General features: G+C 43.3%; 6 protein-coding genes. All 6 read right to left on the bottom strand.

Going from position 1 to position 16,527, the window contains the following annotated elements:
* Positions 1-56 precede the first annotated feature (56 nt).
* From N483_RS19575 to N483_RS19550, 6 genes are read right to left on the bottom strand one after another with little or no spacing between them, the layout of a single operon-like run.
* Positions 57-4,157: a hypothetical protein gene (locus N483_RS19575; protein WP_023397643.1), complete on the bottom strand. Its 4,101-nt coding sequence runs from the start codon at positions 4,155-4,157 to the stop codon at positions 57-59.
* On the bottom strand, positions 4,147-8,430 hold the full coding sequence (locus tag N483_RS19570) for a HEAT repeat domain-containing protein (protein ID WP_023397644.1): 4,284 nt from the start codon (positions 8,428-8,430) through the stop codon (positions 4,147-4,149). The genes N483_RS19575 and N483_RS19570 overlap by 11 nt, the downstream gene beginning before the upstream one ends.
* Positions 8,409-9,173 carry a hypothetical protein gene (locus N483_RS19565; RefSeq protein WP_023397645.1) on the bottom strand — a complete coding sequence of 255 codons (765 nt, stop codon included), beginning with the start codon at positions 9,171-9,173 and terminating at the stop codon, positions 8,409-8,411. Before N483_RS19565 ends, N483_RS19570 begins: the two co-directional genes overlap by 22 nt.
* Positions 9,160-11,451: a hypothetical protein gene (locus N483_RS19560; protein ID WP_023397646.1), complete on the bottom strand. Its 2,292-nt coding sequence runs from the start codon at positions 11,449-11,451 to the stop codon at positions 9,160-9,162. Before N483_RS19560 ends, N483_RS19565 begins: the two co-directional genes overlap by 14 nt.
* Entirely contained in the window at positions 11,438-14,554 is a 3,117-nt protein-coding gene (locus N483_RS19555; RefSeq protein WP_023397647.1) for a poly-gamma-glutamate biosynthesis protein PgsC/CapC, read from the bottom strand. Before N483_RS19555 ends, N483_RS19560 begins: the two co-directional genes overlap by 14 nt.
* A complete protein-coding gene (locus N483_RS19550) occupies positions 14,554-16,527 on the bottom strand; it encodes a hypothetical protein (RefSeq protein ID WP_023397648.1) in 1,974 nt (657 codons plus the stop codon). Before N483_RS19550 ends, N483_RS19555 begins: the two co-directional genes overlap by 1 nt.

Below are 16,527 nucleotides of genomic sequence, written 5' to 3'. Positions count from 1 at the left end.
TGACTGGAATTTATTATTCCTTAAATTTAATTTTAGTCTAATTTAATGTAAAAGTATTAGTTTTTACTTCCGGTGAACTTTTTACGTTTCTGTTGCAGGGCCAACCAACCCGGTTTTTGGCTGCGGTTAAGTGCAGCTAAAACTGCAATGGCTTTTTCCAAAGTAATTCGCTGTGAAGCTATGTCTTTATATACCTGTTGCGCAGTTTTTTTGCGTTTAACCGCTGCGCCAGCATCTAAAAAGGATTCGACGACTTGCAAGACAAAACGGGTCACTCTATTTTGCTTAATATCTTCGACCTCTTTGTTTGACTGAGTGTCTTTTGTTTGTAATCGCTCTTTAAGGTGGGCTATTTCTGCCTGACTAAATTCATTTTGTGCATGAGGCAATTTACTTAGCTTGGCCAGAAATGCATTGAAATAGTCGTGTTCTATAACGCCGATGCGCGATGTCTGGGATAATTTGAGCAGTCCTTGGCGAAATTGAGCTTGGCTAATATGATGGCTGAGTAATTGGTCGCAAGTTTGGTGAAGATGATGCCACTTTTGCCAGGCGTATACATAATTTAGTCCGGCACCTTTGATATTTTGCATGCCTACTATGAGTTGGTGTTGGCCGTCTATTCCAAGCTGTGCAATTTTTTGCGTCAGTTCATCAGCACTGATGTAGGGGTTTTCAATTAAATGTGTACGTTCTAACAGGAGTTGAATTAGCTTGTCGCTAAACGCTTTTTCGTTTTGACTCAGATCTTCTATGGCAATTAATTCTTGAGCCATGTACCAGCTATCTAAGAGGGCTTTAAAGTGCTGACGCTGACGCTCGCAGCTTACATGTTGTTCTAGAAAAGCGATAACTTGCGCTTTATCTTGCAATGTTTGGATTGTGGATTGGCTGTTGGGCAGCAGGGCTGCGAATTTTTCACACAGTGTGTGTTCTGATACTAAACACTTAAACTGCTCTAAAAGTTTAGTTAAATCTTCTTTATCATTGTTTGTGATAATGCGAGTGATGCGCGAGTGCACAGCTTGTTTGAAGTATGCGAGAAAACCATCAACATTAGTGCCAATCACCACGATATGGTCAAAGGTTAAATCTTCAACCAGTATCTGAGCGAAGACTTTGGTTCGAGCGATGCGATCATTTCGATTATTGATCAACGCGACGGTTTGTACCGTTGGCTGTTGACTCAGGGTAAACAAATTTAGGCGTCGCCAGTTCTCTATGGTCGCGAGCCGCTCATTGGCAGACATACTGTTGACGAAGGACTGCGTGATGTTACCTATTGGTGCCTGTTCAAAATGCTGTAAAACGCCAATGTCAGGGACAATCCTCTCCGCTGTTTCTTTAAACACATAATCCTTGTTGATGCCAATATATTGGGCCATTTTACAGACCAATGCGATGTTATCGGGGTGCTCTTCATAGGGGTACAAAGCGCGAATATCATCGGTAATTTGAAAGCCATCCCCCCAATGCACTTGAATTAGAGTGGAGTTTTTTTGTTCCGCCGATTTGTTGAGAATTGGGAACATGCATTGTTCGGCAGTAAATACTTGTGTATTTGAGCCGATAAATGCAGACATTTCATTGGCTACGTCGATACCTGTGGGGCCTAAAATATCTTCGTGGTCTGGATAGGCATTGGTGATAGTGGCAAAGTTGTCATTCATCCAGCGCCTTAAAATTCTGACGTATCTTGGCGTAAGCCCCATGCATTCCCATAAAAACACATCAGCTTTGACTGATTTGGCAAATGCCAATACATCGCTTTGCTCCCAAATACTGGCCTTATCGAATGGTCTAAACAATGGCAGCTCGTGTTGCTCCCCATTGCTGGTTGTATAAATCATCATGGCTTCACAGCCCGTGGTTTTGGTGATCACCTTTAGCGCTATGCTGCTAAAAAGCGCGGATTTTAGGCGCTCAGTCCCTGATTTTCCTCTGGTTCCCCAGCCACCAATTGAGATTGGAATGTGTTTTCGGTTGCGCTGAATATCCTGGCTTACTTTTATATGGCGAGACCAAAAATAAGCCATAAAGGCACAGACAAAAAATACCAGCTGGCCAATGCTGTTTTGGTAAATTGAATATAAGTACTCTTTGAAGCCCAAGCTAATATTAATCAGCGCAGTGGTGATTGAGGAGCGTGCAAATAGTTGGCGAATACCGCTTTCAACTGGAAACTCAGCATTGAGCGTAGAGCCATATTCATTAAACTCAATTTTAAAACCAAGCTGCCGAATCGTTTCAATGTAATTTTGCTGTTCAATTTCTCCGCCTTTTCTCAGTTGATCGAATGACGCAAATTTGAGTGAAATATGCCAGTATGCGCGCAGCCTTTTGAGCAAAGAATCTGGACGAGTGATCGTCAAAATACCATCTGGTGTGTAACTTTTTGCTTGCGTTGGTAAGTGGTCTTGACTCAGTATCGAGAGCAAGTAATCAGGCAGTGGTAAGTAAGGACGCGCGGAATGCTCGTTTAAATGGTAGAGCGCTTCCCCTGGCACATTGGTTTCACTGATCTCAGCTGTGGTGCAACTAGGAACATGTAACTCAGCAGAGGGCTTTTTAGCTTTAGTATGACTATAGCTTTGCCTTTTGTCCGTGCTAGGTGTAAAAAACTCATGCCATATTCGCCAAAACCTGCGGCCCTTCATGGTACCTTCATGGATCTGCCATGATTGGCCTTGTTTGTAACCATTAAAACCGAGCTCTGACTGCGCTATAAAACTCAATGCGCGGCCAATCTCATCCAATCCGGCGTCGCTATGTAGCGAGATCGTTTGTTTAGCGGCTAATTGGTCCTCAATATCTACGATAAGTTCCTGAATATAAAAACTATTGAGTTGCTCGCGCGTCCGCGAAATAAAACGCCTTACCGCGAGATTTGGCTCCCGCTCTAATTGCGTGTTGAGGACATCGATAAAGCGCTCAAATATCGCATCTGGTTGCTCAGTCTCAAGTTGCATATTGAGCATGAGTCGAGCACTTTGCTCCAATATAATACGTTTGATCTCAAAGCTTTCTTCACTTTGCAAGCAGTGCTGCCAATGGCTAAATGCAAAGTTGTTTTCGCTAAATCGCGCCGCGGTTAATTGTTTGATAAGCGTAAACCGAATGGCGTCAGCAGTTTCATCGGCAAATCTTTGTTCTAACAGTTGAATTGCAAAACTGTCTTCATAATAGGGGATGAATTCGATTGTTGCTTGTCTTACTCTAGGGTAGGGGTGGGTGGCGAGTTGCTGCAAAAGCTTTAAGTCTGAATTTGTCAAAGTGCGTTGCTGAACCAATACTTTTGGCAGGGCTATCAGAATGAATAGCTGATCATTACTTTTGGGCTTTTCAGGAAAGTCATTAACAGACTCAGCCACTTTAGACCACATAAAGCTGCGAATAAATGTAGGGCGCTGGTGTATAAGAATTTCTAAAATATCTATGACAGCAAGGTAAGGCGTGTTTTCAGCCTCTAACAATTCTATAAGCTGTGCGACTAAATCCGCATCCAGCTCAGGATCGGCGCTAAATTCGTGGATCAGGGAAACTTGATTCACTAGCGCACGGATCATGCCGTGACGAATATGAAAGCTGTTGCTATGCGCGAGCAAATGAATGAAAAATGGCTGCAAATCTAATTTCTGCCAAGCTGTGTTTAAATCATCTTTACTCGAACGAAGGTAACGATTCGTCAATGCCCCTAACTTGGCTATCAAAAACTTTAAATCCTGTTCTATTTCAGAAACCTTGGATTGATAGCGGGAAATGACCGCTCCCTCATCGAACCAGCGAGCAAAGGCTAACTTATCTTTTTGTAACTGTAAGCGTGTTGCCCCTAGCTGCTCCGCATATTTTAAAATATGCAGTTCTTTCTCCGCTTTTAATTCCGCTTTATTAAGCCTTTCAATGAAGCTCTTGTAATCGGCATCAATCGCCTGAAGTTTGCTGTGGTAATTTTCAATTTTATGACGTAAAAAAGCGATGGTTTGTAAAAGCTGCCAATAAGATGTTTGTTCTTGCTCAGGCTTGTTTTTAACCAGCTCCCATTCAGCTAGTTCATCGACAAGAGTTTGGTATTTGTGCTGATACAGGTTGAGCCAAAATCGCTCTGTATCGGCAAATAAGAGGTCTTGTAATTGTCGTTTTAAGGTTTTATCTGCCATTAATGTCTTGCTCTAGGAAATGGGTTAGTTGCAGAGATTCAAATATAATTTCGTCGTGAGCAAACGGCGCGAAGCCGGTATTTTGTAAATTGCCTAAGGTGACTTCAAAGCGCACGTTGTGGTTGTTTCTAAACCAGTCCTGCGTCCAGTTTAAACTTATCCACCCAGCCGTTTCTTCGCTAAAATCGAAAAGCGTCTGCCAACTGATTGAAGTTAAGTACTGCCACGTTGCATTGGGACGATGTTGATCGGCAAAGACATAACTGCTGCTTAATCCAACGCTGAAAATATGACCTTCATAATATTGTTGCCAGTTGCCACTGAGTGTTGCGGTATCTAAGCTAGTCCAGTCTTCGTTAGAAACGGTGCTAATTTGGGCACTGAATTGGCTATCAACCCAAGGTTGATATCGGATCCGGTAGCCCCCCTGCCAGCCGTGCATGTGCTGAGCACGGTAAAAGTTATACATATCTTGGCTGATAAGTGGGTCATCCAAGTATTCTTGTTTTTCGATACTGGTGTAATAAAAATAGGGTTGCCACCACCACTGATGCCGAACAGAAACATCATCTCGCCAAATCTGACCGATTGTTGCATCAATATGTGAAGTTAAGTGACTTTCATTGTTGAGTTCAGCCTCTTGCCAGCGGTTGTACATGCCTGCTTCTACGAACCAAGGGGTGTCGTCATCCAGCCAGTTATAAATGCCGTTTAGAGCGAAAGATTCGTAGCGTAAATTGTTTAGGCGGTATGCGCCTTCTAGCCTGTACCAATTTTGCCGATAACGATTGCGCAATCTGATCCCGAAATCGAGACGGTGTGCAGTGTCTATTGGCTCGCTTGTTTGAAAAATGCCATCTCTGTCATAACTCATAAAGCCTTCAATATGGGTCTTATTGCCATTAGCATTGATCAGGGGTGTATTAAAATGTTTTGCTAACTGTTCAAAGTGCAAAGTTGGGCGCGTTAATTTAAGCGGCGTAACCGGCGGGGCCACTGCAAGCTTTTGGCGATTTGCATTGAGTTGCCATGCAAACAGGCGGGCTAGATTTGCGTAGTGGTGGGGGATTTTAATGGTGCCCGCAGGATAAAACCCGATTTCTTCTTGTCGCTGTTTGTCTTTGAACTGTTCTATCTTAACCAAAGCGTCATGGTCAAGTTTAGCGATGATTGGCTGCTCGCTGGTGGCATAGTAAAACAGCTGTCTTTGATCCAGTTCAACACTCTGCCACTGTGTTCCTTTGAGCACCTGAACTTCAACCTGCAAAACTTGTGATAAGTAAGGGTTAAGCCAACGGATTTTGACTATCCCATCGCGCAGCTCAGCTTGCTCTAGGCCAAATGGACTTTGCGTGTTTGAAACAGGCCATACAGTATTGTCATTGGCTGTTTCTATCGCGACTAATGTGGCGGCATTGGAAATTAACTCAGCATCAGAAAAATAGAACATTAATCGTATTTGCATGGCTGATAATGCGCTGAAATCTAGAGAAAGCGTGTGATAAGGGCGAATGGTGATCCCCTTTGTTTCTGCATTTGTGGCAGTGTGACGACTCAGTTGCTCAGCAATACTACGTGTTTCAATGGGCGTTAGGTCAACAAGTTGTGTTCCGGCATAATTGAGATATTTTTGCACCGGCACCCAGTGACCATAACTGTGCACCCGATCGTGAAGTTGAGAGAGTGAGGGTGGCACATTGAGCTTGTTTAGTTTGGAAAATAGCGCTGTAAATTCGTGATCCTTTAACGAATTTTGCTCTAGTCGATACAGACTATTATTAAGTAGCTTGGTAAACGCTGCCGAATTGTAAGTGTTGGTAGTGTGCAACAGTTCCAAAAAAGGCGTGCCAAACGCAAACTCGCTAAGTTGCTGCGATGAATATGGATTAAAGTAAGTCGAGTCAAATATTTGCAATTGGACAAAGGTTGTTTCTTTGCTGCTCAATGTGAGGGTTTCGCCTGCGCGCAAAGAAATTACACTATTGGATGCCACTGACAAAGGCGCTTCTATAGGTGTATGGACGGATGTTGTGGATAACACGTCACTATATATTGGCATAAAGTGCAGCTTGGAACCTTTGTCTGCGTGTAGCCAGCTAATGGCGTGTTCACCTGACTTTAATCCATAAGTGCGTGCACTAACGTTTACATTAATATCAGAGTGAGCCGTGATGGTTAGAGGTTGCTGCTCCAAACGGTACGCTTTGTATTCCGCTGTTTCGGCAGTCAATTGCACATGTTGAGCGTGTGTAATGTCATACCTAGGCTGTATATCCAACAATTGTCCCCCATATGAAGCATAACCGAGTCGATCATAGAGAGTGCTATCGTTTGAGTTAGTTTGGCGTTTGTCGTGATCCAACCATAGTGTTTCTAACAGTTTTCCCTGTGCCAACAATGTGCTTGTTACCAGCTTTGCACAGCCTTTGAGCTGTTGCTTCAATGCACATAAGCCTTGAATATTAAATATTTGGTTGGTTTGTTGGTATCTACTTAGCAGTCTTTGCGCGGCGAAATCACTTAATGCTCTATTGTCTTGTTGCAGTAGTGCTGCTAAATAACGCAACACGGCGTTTTGACGGTTGAGGCTGGTGAGAATGTCCAACCTCAATTGCCATGCACGCAGTTGCACATTAGGGAAAGGGCTATCCAATAAAGCTCTTAACTTTGGCAGTGCCTTTGTTGGGGATTGTTTCGCCAGATATTCAACTTCCCCTAATTGATACATCCAGTGGCTTTGACTGTGTGCAAGTGCGAGCAAAGGAGGGGGTTGTGCTGTTGTTTGCAATTTAAAGTTAGATAGACTGTTTAAAAAGCTCTTTGCTTTATCTGCTTGAATATGTTGCATGAGTGTCGCAATAGTGGGGCTTTTAAGTGTCAAAGGGCCAGGCTGAGCGTAAAGGAGCTCGTTATTGGGTAAAGGCAGCAGTGTGCGCACTTGTATGGCGATATCGACCTTGGCGTCACTGGCAGAAAATACAGTGACTTCTGTTGCGCTCATATCAATATGTAGATTAAGCGGTACAAAGCCTTGTTTGGGGAGCACTTTAATTTTATGACGTACTTTTTTAATATCAATAACAAGCTCAGTCGGTCTGTTTGACCTGACGTAAAAAATGGTATTTTCGCTGACTCGCGGTTCATCGCTAATGTTATACGTCAAAGATTTTACAAGGCGGTTATATTGCAGCATTCCTGTTGTATGGCTTTGCATTAGCCGCTGCTTTGCTTCGCGCGGCGCTTGATAAATCGCCACGAGCCTACGGTGAGTGGTCAATGGTTTATTGGTATTGCTTTGAGGTGTTAAAAACGTGCCAGTAGAGATAGTACTAATGAAGTCTTGGTGGCGTCTGAGTGCCAAAGCGCTTGCATGTTCAGGGTTAAATTGCGTGATACTCGAAATGTCATGGTCAAAATAAATTTGGTGAAGCGCGCTATCTAAGTTATTGACCCAATATGGATTGAGCAGTTTCTCTTGCTGTTTTATACCCGCACCTTGATCATATATTCCACGGTGCATTTGTTCGAGCTTGACCCAAGTACTCGAGCTACTATGTAAAGTTAAATAGCTGTTTGCGGGGACTGCGATATAATCCACATTCGCTACCCCTAATTTATGGTGGATAAACTCCTGAGCCTGTGCTTCAGAAACGTTTATGATGCTTGCTGGAATTCCATTGATCAAGGCCTGCACTTTACCTCCTTGACTTAAGTCATGGAGGTTTCGATGCACTGTCAGTTTTAGCTTTTTTGCTTGCTCAAAATACACCTTAATACTTTGCGATTTATTCAACGGGTAAATAGTCGTATATTCTTGTGCTAATGCGATGGTTTTTCCTGGTAAAGGCAGAGCCACAGCACGACGAAAGGGGTCTCTGTGAGCATGTTGAAAGCCACGCCATAATTCAAACTGACCATCTTGTTGTTGGTTGATGACTTTTATCACTCGCGGTCGCAAAGAGGCATTTAGCTGACACATGTTTTGTTGGCAGATCCACTGTTGCTTGTTTATTTGCATGAGCGCACTGAAGGTTTGACCCTGCCAAAAAGACAGAGAATCCAACGTCTCTAGTGTGGTCGAAAGCCATTGCCCTGCAGGCAAAAATAGATATTTGGCCTGCTCATGATTAAGGCTGATGTCTGCTGCGCTTCGCGTGAGTTGATAGGTGCCAGCGTCATACCATCGTACATCGGCTTGCAAGTTTGCATTTTTTCCGAATGCCTGAGTGATAAATAACCCGCAAACTAATATCAGCGTGAGTAAGAGAGGCATAAATTAAATTGCTCCATACTGGCTGATTGAGAGATAAGTTTTGAGCGCATGGGTTTGCTGATTTCAATATGGATAAACCGGTGCGGAGCGAGCCCTATTTTGTGTAATACATTTTTGGTTCCACCGAGTTCAAAGACGTCTTTTTGATAAACAAAGGTCTGTTCACTTAGTCCCAATAAACATGTTTGTAACTTAGCGAGTTTTGCGTTGTAGCTTCTGCCTTGACTCAATATAAAGTCGGCTTTTTTTCCTTGTGCGGATTTACGCTTTTTTTGATTAAATCCATGCAATTGAAATATAGAAGCATTAGGGTGCATAGAGTGAAAAGCTTGAACGGCCGCGACATGAAGCCCGCGTTGTCGTTTTGAGTAGTCCATGGGTTGACTGTCCATGCTTTCGCTATATCTGTGGTAGGTATTGTAAACCATCATATTACATGTGGACTCAAACAGTGTCTGACCAATTTGAAGCGTGTGTTTGTCGTGAAACTGATGGGGAATCGAAACAAAACAGGGTTTGCCCGCTGGCTGGTACACCAATGCACCCCCTCCATTGACAGCAGTTGGCGATATTAGTGCATGTACGGGGCGTTGTTGCGACCCCTGTTGATGATATTCCCAAGGCGCGATTGTATGGGGCTGAGAGAGCCAATTGCTTATTTGTTGCCACTGTATCTCTGCCGTGGCAAAACAATGCAAGCTGGCGCTGCCAAGCAGTACTGTGACGATTTTATGTATTTTCATTCTGCCACCATTGGGGGGTAAGTGGTTGTGCGCTATGTTCTTCTAAAATACTTATCCACATCTCATCTTCAGCCGATATCGCAAATTTTTCAAGTGTTTGCATGTCTGTTCCGATTTTGATTGTAATGGGCGGGTAACTGACAATATCGGTCGATTGCGGGTGAAGCATAAATGCCTGTTTGTTTGTGGGGATAAGTGCATACCTTTTTGTCGCAACAGTGTACTCATTGGTGATACCTGCATGGTATTGCCCACTGAGTTGTGTATTGATAACTAACGGAGACCGCTCAACTCGATCAGCTGGATATGTGAATGGTTTAATAACGATCGAAAGAGGCTTATCTTTGCCCTGATAGTCCATAGAAAAGGTATCACCACGATTAATTTTATATAGACGTGATTTAATAAAGTGGCGGTTGCTGCCCTGATTTGTAAACAGCATAGTTGTTTTATTCGTGTTGGAAACTAACTCATTGCTCAACGTACTCGCAGTGGCATCAAATTCAACATATTTGGGTTTTTTATCGGTTAGGGCAATCACCTTTGGTGTTTTTAACTGCGTATCGTTGTTGAGAGTTATGGCATCGATGCCGTCAATTTGACTAAAATGCACTGGAGTTGGCTCGCTGCTAGGTTCAAAGTAGTTAGGCGGGCTGAAAATGAGCGCAGTGTTTGAAATAGGGTGTTGGTCAAACAGTGCTTCTGAAGCGTAATCAGTATCTTTAACAACAGGCAGAGGCGGTGCTTCAAATAAACGCACTTTTAAGATCTGCTGCAATTCAGTGAAGACAAATTCATTGCTGGCTTTTTGCGCGAACCAGGCACCAATTTCGGTAAAGTTGCTCAATGGGTTCTCACACAGTTGCTCGCATACAACATTTTGATAATGAAATTCTCGGCGTCGGCTTTGCAGTTTAACCGCTAAACTACCTTGGCTTGAGATACTGATTTTTGCGGTGTTGTCAGGCAGTCGCAGATAGTACTTTTCACTTTCGTTGACAATGAGTCGCAAGGTTTCAGGAGTTATCAAGCGATCGAATTGGGAAACTCGGGACTCCAAGTCAATTTTATGGCGAGCGAATACTTGGCCCTTTTCGTCATACAATGAGAGCAAGGCTTGTGTATCTTGTGCGTTTAGCGCACGTATATCCATCACCACATCGCTGCCCCCTGCGACGGTGTAATTAGCAGGGGTATCTGGTGTCAATATGTAATAATAGCTATGCAAAGCTGCAACGGATTGCTCTGACTGATACCAATGTGTGAGTGCTGGTAGACTGGACTGAATGGTTATCAAACCGGGACGAATGTCGTCAATTTGAAAGGTGTTATCGAAGATTAACCTTGCTTGCAATTCGTAAGGGGCGACTTGCTGACTTAAGTCATGCCAAGTTAGGCGCAGAGTGCTCAGCGGCACGGTACTATTAAATTGCAGCGGTTCGTTGTTTTTCACTCGAAATGTTGCGGTTAAATTGGGGGCAGAATAAAAGCTATCTAGATCCCATTGCTGTGCGGAAAAGTCATAGGTAATCACATTATAGGGTAGCGTTTCGTACAAGATGTCGCTGACAAAATCAATATTGGGGATCCCTTGCGGTGCAAGTTTCGTCCAGTCATAACTAACTGCGTTGGTAAGCTCATCTGTGGTGAGAGCATTGCCACCTAGGGTGTGGTAATTCAACATTCGCTCACGCCAATCTACAGGCAGCTTCAACCATATTTGTTGGCTGTCATCTATATCTGTGGGAGTTTGCGCATGTAACCTAACAACGACACCTCGCAATGTATCCTCTTCAGGGATCAGTTTTAATTTGATTTGGCTAGCGTCAGGATAATTTGATACATCGATATAAAAAGACTGCCCCGACGCGACAGACAAAGCTTTTCGGTCTTCAATGATTTGCTTGACTTGCTGTTCTTGCGCTGCCAGCACCAATTTTGATGCGTGATGGTATGTGTGTTCATCTAATAGTCCCCCTTGGCTATTAAATAGTTGATATTGGACAGCGTAATTGACAGGTTCGTCAAAAGCTTGTTGACCATCAAAAATAGCATTAGAAAGTAATCGTATGGATCGAGTTCTAGATGAAGAAAAGTTGAATGAAATATATTTGTCGTTTGGTAACCAATGAACCACAGAGCGTGTTTCGTCTTCGCTGCGCTCCTCCAGCTGCTCAGCAGAGGTTAACCACAAAACCCCATTAAAGCTAACCCACAACATGATAATCAGAAGTACTAAAGTAATGACCAAGTGCAGTATTTTTTTAATCCAATACATGCTGTAGCCTCCCTGACGCATAGTTAAAGTCGTTGATGGTCAGCACTTTATTGCTTGTGGGGGTGTATATTGCCAATAACTTATTGCGCAACTTAATGGTGAGTGCGAGTTGCTGTGTTTGCTCTATTCGAACGGCCTGCAAGTGACAATCTGAGTGCCTTTTGCAAAACTCAAAGAGCAGAGGCAGGTGCTGATCCTGCGAGTATTGCTCGGCGAGCGTACGAATATCATGGGTGATAGAAGTTGCAGACTCTAACAGCCAATCATTTGGGCTCAGTACGACTGTGTTGAGCGGCTTAATATAAGGCTGCGCGGATACTGCGAGCAAACGTTGTAGTAGCGCTTGTTCAGAAATAGCGAAGTGCTGTTTAAAGTCTGACGCTAACCACAGTGTGGCAAGCTCACTAACTGGGCTAAATAGCCGATAACCGGATTGCGGTGAAGTACCAATTTCAAGCCCGCGTGTTTCTACTTGTCCAGCAACAATTTGGGTGTTGACTCCCAAATTTTTCAACGTGTGCTGTAACTCCTTGAGGGTGTTGTTTTGTTGCTCATCGGGATGAGTAAATTGGAATGCAATTGCGCTGGGCCTGATATATGAGGGGGCGCTATGGCTACGCACTTGCAGACTAAGAATTGGCTGGGCGGAAAAATAACGAAGCGTACCTTGATGAATTACGTTGAATAAGCTTCTGACATTCGCTGGAGCCATAACATTTGCTTGTTCGTTGGCATAAGGGTGAGCACCTGCGATGAGCAGGGACTTAGCATTGGTGCTGGCAAATAGCTTACCAGAAAACTTGAGGGTGTTACTTTCAAACAAGGGCCTAGGTACTTGGATATTTAACATTGCATCTGGGTGCATGTTAATGACATAAAGTCCTTGCCCTTGTTGGTAGCTTTGCGGTGTATTCAAAGGAGCAAGTACAATGTATTGCGCTTGCTCATTGTCAAGAATTTGGATTTGATAGCCCATCATATTGGCAATATGGTTGATGCGAGCTAAGCGGTTCAACTCATTTTGATCAAATTCTCTATCTGATTGCTGCTCAACAAGATCATATAATGGGCCGAGGATTTCAAATTCCCAAAGGGCCGCCTCATTGTTGGTCAATTCTTGATATTGGTTACTGCCTTTGGCACTGATGTGCGGAGCAAAAGCGTCGATGATTTCATCAAGTTCTGAGTCAATAAATGTGACGGCGACATCTGTGCCAGTACTGGCACTTAGCACCACTTCAGACAAGAGGTTTGAGTAACTCGGCCCGTCAATATAGGCTTCGACCATTTTGCCATTAAAATCGGGAGTTGGCAGGCTGCTACTATGCAGCATCCCAAATTGGCCGCGCTCGAAGCCCATCAAATTAGTTAGCTGACGCTGAGACAGTGATGTTGGTAGTTGATTAAAAATCCAAAACTGGCTTTGCACTCCAAATGGACTCAATTGCAGTTGAGTTCGGGTATATTGATTAACCGACCGTATTTGCAGTACTTCAGGCTCGTCAATCACCGTAAAGAATGCATTGTAAAAGGGACTTTGCTGAGACACTTGTTGTGTTGCAATAGAAGGGGTGAATTGTGTACCCAATACTAGAGCGTTACTTTCTAACAATTGAAACAACAGTCCTGCGGCATCGCTGGCTACGCGCTCACTTGAGGGATATGGCACACTGATAACATGAGATTTGCTCGGTGTTTTTGAGAGCACATAAAAGCCTCTAACCATGTTTGTATTGGTATCTCTGATATATAAATATTGTTGGTCTTCAAATAGAGAGAACTGGGCCTGTGAGAGCAGGCGCCTCGCTAGGCGAATATTCTCCTGCTCTTGCCTATCGCGATTGAGTACTCTGATAGCGCTAATGAAGCTTTGAATAGACTGCGCTTGTTGGTATTGACTGATCGAAACATGTTCGCTTTGCTGTGTGTATAAATAGCTTTTATATGCGCTAATTTGTTGACTCAAAGCAACTTCAGTATCGCCATTGGCATTTAATTGTTCTGCTGGTGTTGTAAAAATAGCAGGGATAAACATTATTAAAAAGCCGGTCGTAATGGCAACTAACCCTCCGACAATTGATGTTTGAAAAGTGGCACGTATAACTAAACCTAGAGCATTTTTTTGATATATTTTTAAAGCGAGCAAGGTTGAAAGCATGTAACCAAATGCAAATGTGTCGGTGACTTTTAATGTTGGGTAATAATTTACCACAACATAATTTAAGACGATTTTGTATAAGAATCCGATATTAAAAAAGAACAGTAGTAACCTTGCACCTTCAAAATTTGCATGGCGCAATTTTGTGAAGGTCAATATTGACCCGCCCAATATCAAGATCACAGCTGTTTCGGCGAAAGACGTAAGTAATTTAGTTGGTTGCATCAATTGCAGAGCAAGCAGCGCGGGCAGCATGATACCATTAAATTCCCAGCCATATTTGATATTGGCCCGGGACGCAATAAAGGCGGTTATCACCAAAATAATATAGGCTTTAGGTGCTGCCACGATGGATGCTGCTACTGCTTCGTACATAATAGCAAGGTTGGCAATACTAAAGTTTGTAAATGGCATCAAAATAAAACGAACTAGCAAATAGGTTACAAAGAGCTGGATCAAGGTAACTCGCATGCCATATTTGAACCCTCCATTCCACATGACATTGGCGGTCAATGCAATGATGACCAAGCCGAGACTGTATAGCTGGCTTGAGTAATCAAACGTGATATCCCACTGAGCCAGATACATTGCTACCAGTGGCCACAGCAAGGTATCCATAACCACCCTAACTAAAATACTAATAAGAATGATGGCGAAAAAACGGTCTCGACCAAACATTTCGCCAAAACCAAACCTTTCCATCAAGGTTTTGGCACTAAAAAGCATCACGGCGTAAACTACGATGGCCTCAATAATGATGACCACGGCAGATACAGGTGTAACTATGAATAGGGGGACGAGATAACCCGGTACGACAAGCCCGGTAAGGGGAAAACCAAAACGCAAATTAAGCATACAAACGACAGCAATACCAACCCACACAGTGGTAATGACGGACTGTCCTAAACCACTACCATTGGGAAATAGCTGTAGTACCCAATCCATTAAGGTTGCGCCTTAATATCGTGGCTTTCTAGCTCACTGATAGGTTGGATCATTTCGAGCTGTTTTATCAGCTGAGCAGGGTCTTCCAGTTGCTTAATTAAAAAAGAAATATCAATAAATTCAAACAATATACCACCAACTTCGAAAGGCTCGCCAATACTGCTGGTGGTACGTGCCGCGCGCAAAGATCGTATGCTTAAGATGAAAGTTGCCTGACCGAGTTGTGCGGGCATGTATAGTTCACCTTGTTGTAAAGTGATGTAGCGTAGTTTTCCTTTGGCTTTTTCACTGTCGAGATGAGTTACGCGCTCTAGTAAATCTAGCGCCGTCATTTCAAATAGCGACATCTCATTGTGTTTTGCGATTTCCTCAATTCTTTGATTCGTTTGTACGACTTGGCCAAAAAGATTAAACATGATGGCTGCTGTATGGATCTGATTGAAAACGTGTTCAAGTGTCGAGAGCTTTTGCTCCATGTCACCGATAGATGACTTAACTTGCTGGCTTAACGGCTTTTGAAGCGCTAACGTTAGCGCTTTTGTAAGCGCACTGGTATTGGCTTTTTGTTGATTTTCAAAGATGCGAAAGTGGAAAAGTAGCTCTCCGATTTGATTGGCAAAGCGGTTCACGTTTTGAATAAATCGTTCTTCGTCAAAATACTCGTTGGGTTCTACCGTCATGGCCCAAAAACCACGTATATCTCCTGCATACATTAACGGCACCACATACTGAGCTTCAGACTCAGTTAACTCATTGAAAAAGGGGCGTGTAATATGTAATGCGCCAAAAGCTTTAATGGCATCAGAGTAAGGAGGGCGCTCATAATCTCGACGCATTTCGTGAATATCAGATAAACTACAATTGATAGCGCGGATCTCGTGAAGCCTGTGATCCCCCTCGGTACGCGCTAGAAAAATTGAGCGTTTCAATGCCAATTGTTGGTTTACCAAGGTGATAATGGCATCCCAAGGGCTGCTTTGTGCACTAAATGCCTGCGGTAGATACCTGCCCATCATTCGCTGCTGAACATTGCCAATGATGTCGTTCAATTCAATCTCTTCGGCCCACTTTCGAGAGAAAAAGACCCAGAGCAAAGTCACCAAATTGGTAAATATAATTTGCCCGCTCGGTAAAAAATAATTGAAGAATCTGACACATACATAGGCTGATAGAATACAGCACACGATCACCACGCAGGCAATCATCAGTCCTGTACTAAAGCTACACCTCTGGTAGGTGATGAGCAAGATGGCCAAAATGAGCAATTGCATCACAGCTGCATATGTGGTCGGTGTCAACGTGACTAAGGTTTGCTCTAAAAAATTATCTGCGATATAAGCGTGAAGATAAACCGGATCTCTGAATGTATCAATTTTTGGCGCCCTTACAGGCAGCGCAAAGTTCAATTGGTATTGGGAAACCAAAACGACTTTATCTTGCAGTTGGGTTAAGAAAACATCATCAGATAGCAGCCTGTCTGAGCTGAATTTGGTTAAAGCTTGTGGAGCAAGTGAAAAATCAAGCAACTGGCCTCGCGCCCGATATTGCTCGCCAAGTATAGCTTGCCAAACACTTTTACAATGGCTGGGAGCTTGTTGAATGATAATTTCATACCCCAGCCAAGATTCCAGTGTTGGCAGGCAGTATCTTGGATCTGCGTAGGGGAAGTAGACATTGTCAAAAGACAATTGTTGGTTTCCGCCAACGTGGCTAAATATGACAATTGCTTTTGCTTGTTGCTCCCTGAGCTTAGAAATGAGTGCTGTTTGCTCCGCCAGCAAGTTATTGGACTCGATCACCACAACTTGTGTATTTTGCCTGTTCAGGTTTTGGCTAAATTCAAGGTAAATAAGCGCATTTAATTTGTCTAACGTACCGGTAAACGTGATCAGTAACGTCAGTGCGCACAGCAGCATAGTAGACCAAAAAGTCTTTTGTCGTTTGATTATAAAAAACTGCTGCTTTATCGACAT

Origin of the sequence: Pseudoalteromonas luteoviolacea NCIMB 1944 (genome assembly GCF_001625565.1) — a bacterium.
Classification (GTDB): domain Bacteria; phylum Pseudomonadota; class Gammaproteobacteria; order Enterobacterales; family Alteromonadaceae; genus Pseudoalteromonas; species Pseudoalteromonas luteoviolacea_F.
This window is presented reverse-complemented; position numbering and strand designations above follow the sequence as displayed.

Excerpts from the sequence above, each read along its gene's own strand:
- N483_RS19575 (WP_023397643.1), bottom strand. The coding sequence starts at position 4,157 with ATGGCAGATAAAACCTTAAAACGACAATTACAAGACCTCTTATTTGCC.
- N483_RS19570 (WP_023397644.1), bottom strand. The coding sequence starts at position 8,430 with ATGCCTCTCTTACTCACGCTGATATTAGTTTGCGGGTTATTTATCACT.
- N483_RS19565 (WP_023397645.1), bottom strand. The coding sequence starts at position 9,173 with ATGAAAATACATAAAATCGTCACAGTACTGCTTGGCAGCGCCAGCTTG.
- N483_RS19560 (WP_023397646.1), bottom strand. The coding sequence starts at position 11,451 with ATGTATTGGATTAAAAAAATACTGCACTTGGTCATTACTTTAGTACTT.
- N483_RS19555 (WP_023397647.1), bottom strand. The coding sequence starts at position 14,554 with ATGGATTGGGTACTACAGCTATTTCCCAATGGTAGTGGTTTAGGACAG.
- N483_RS19550 (WP_023397648.1), bottom strand. The coding sequence starts at position 16,527 with ATGTCGATAAAGCAGCAGTTTTTTATAATCAAACGACAAAAGACTTTT.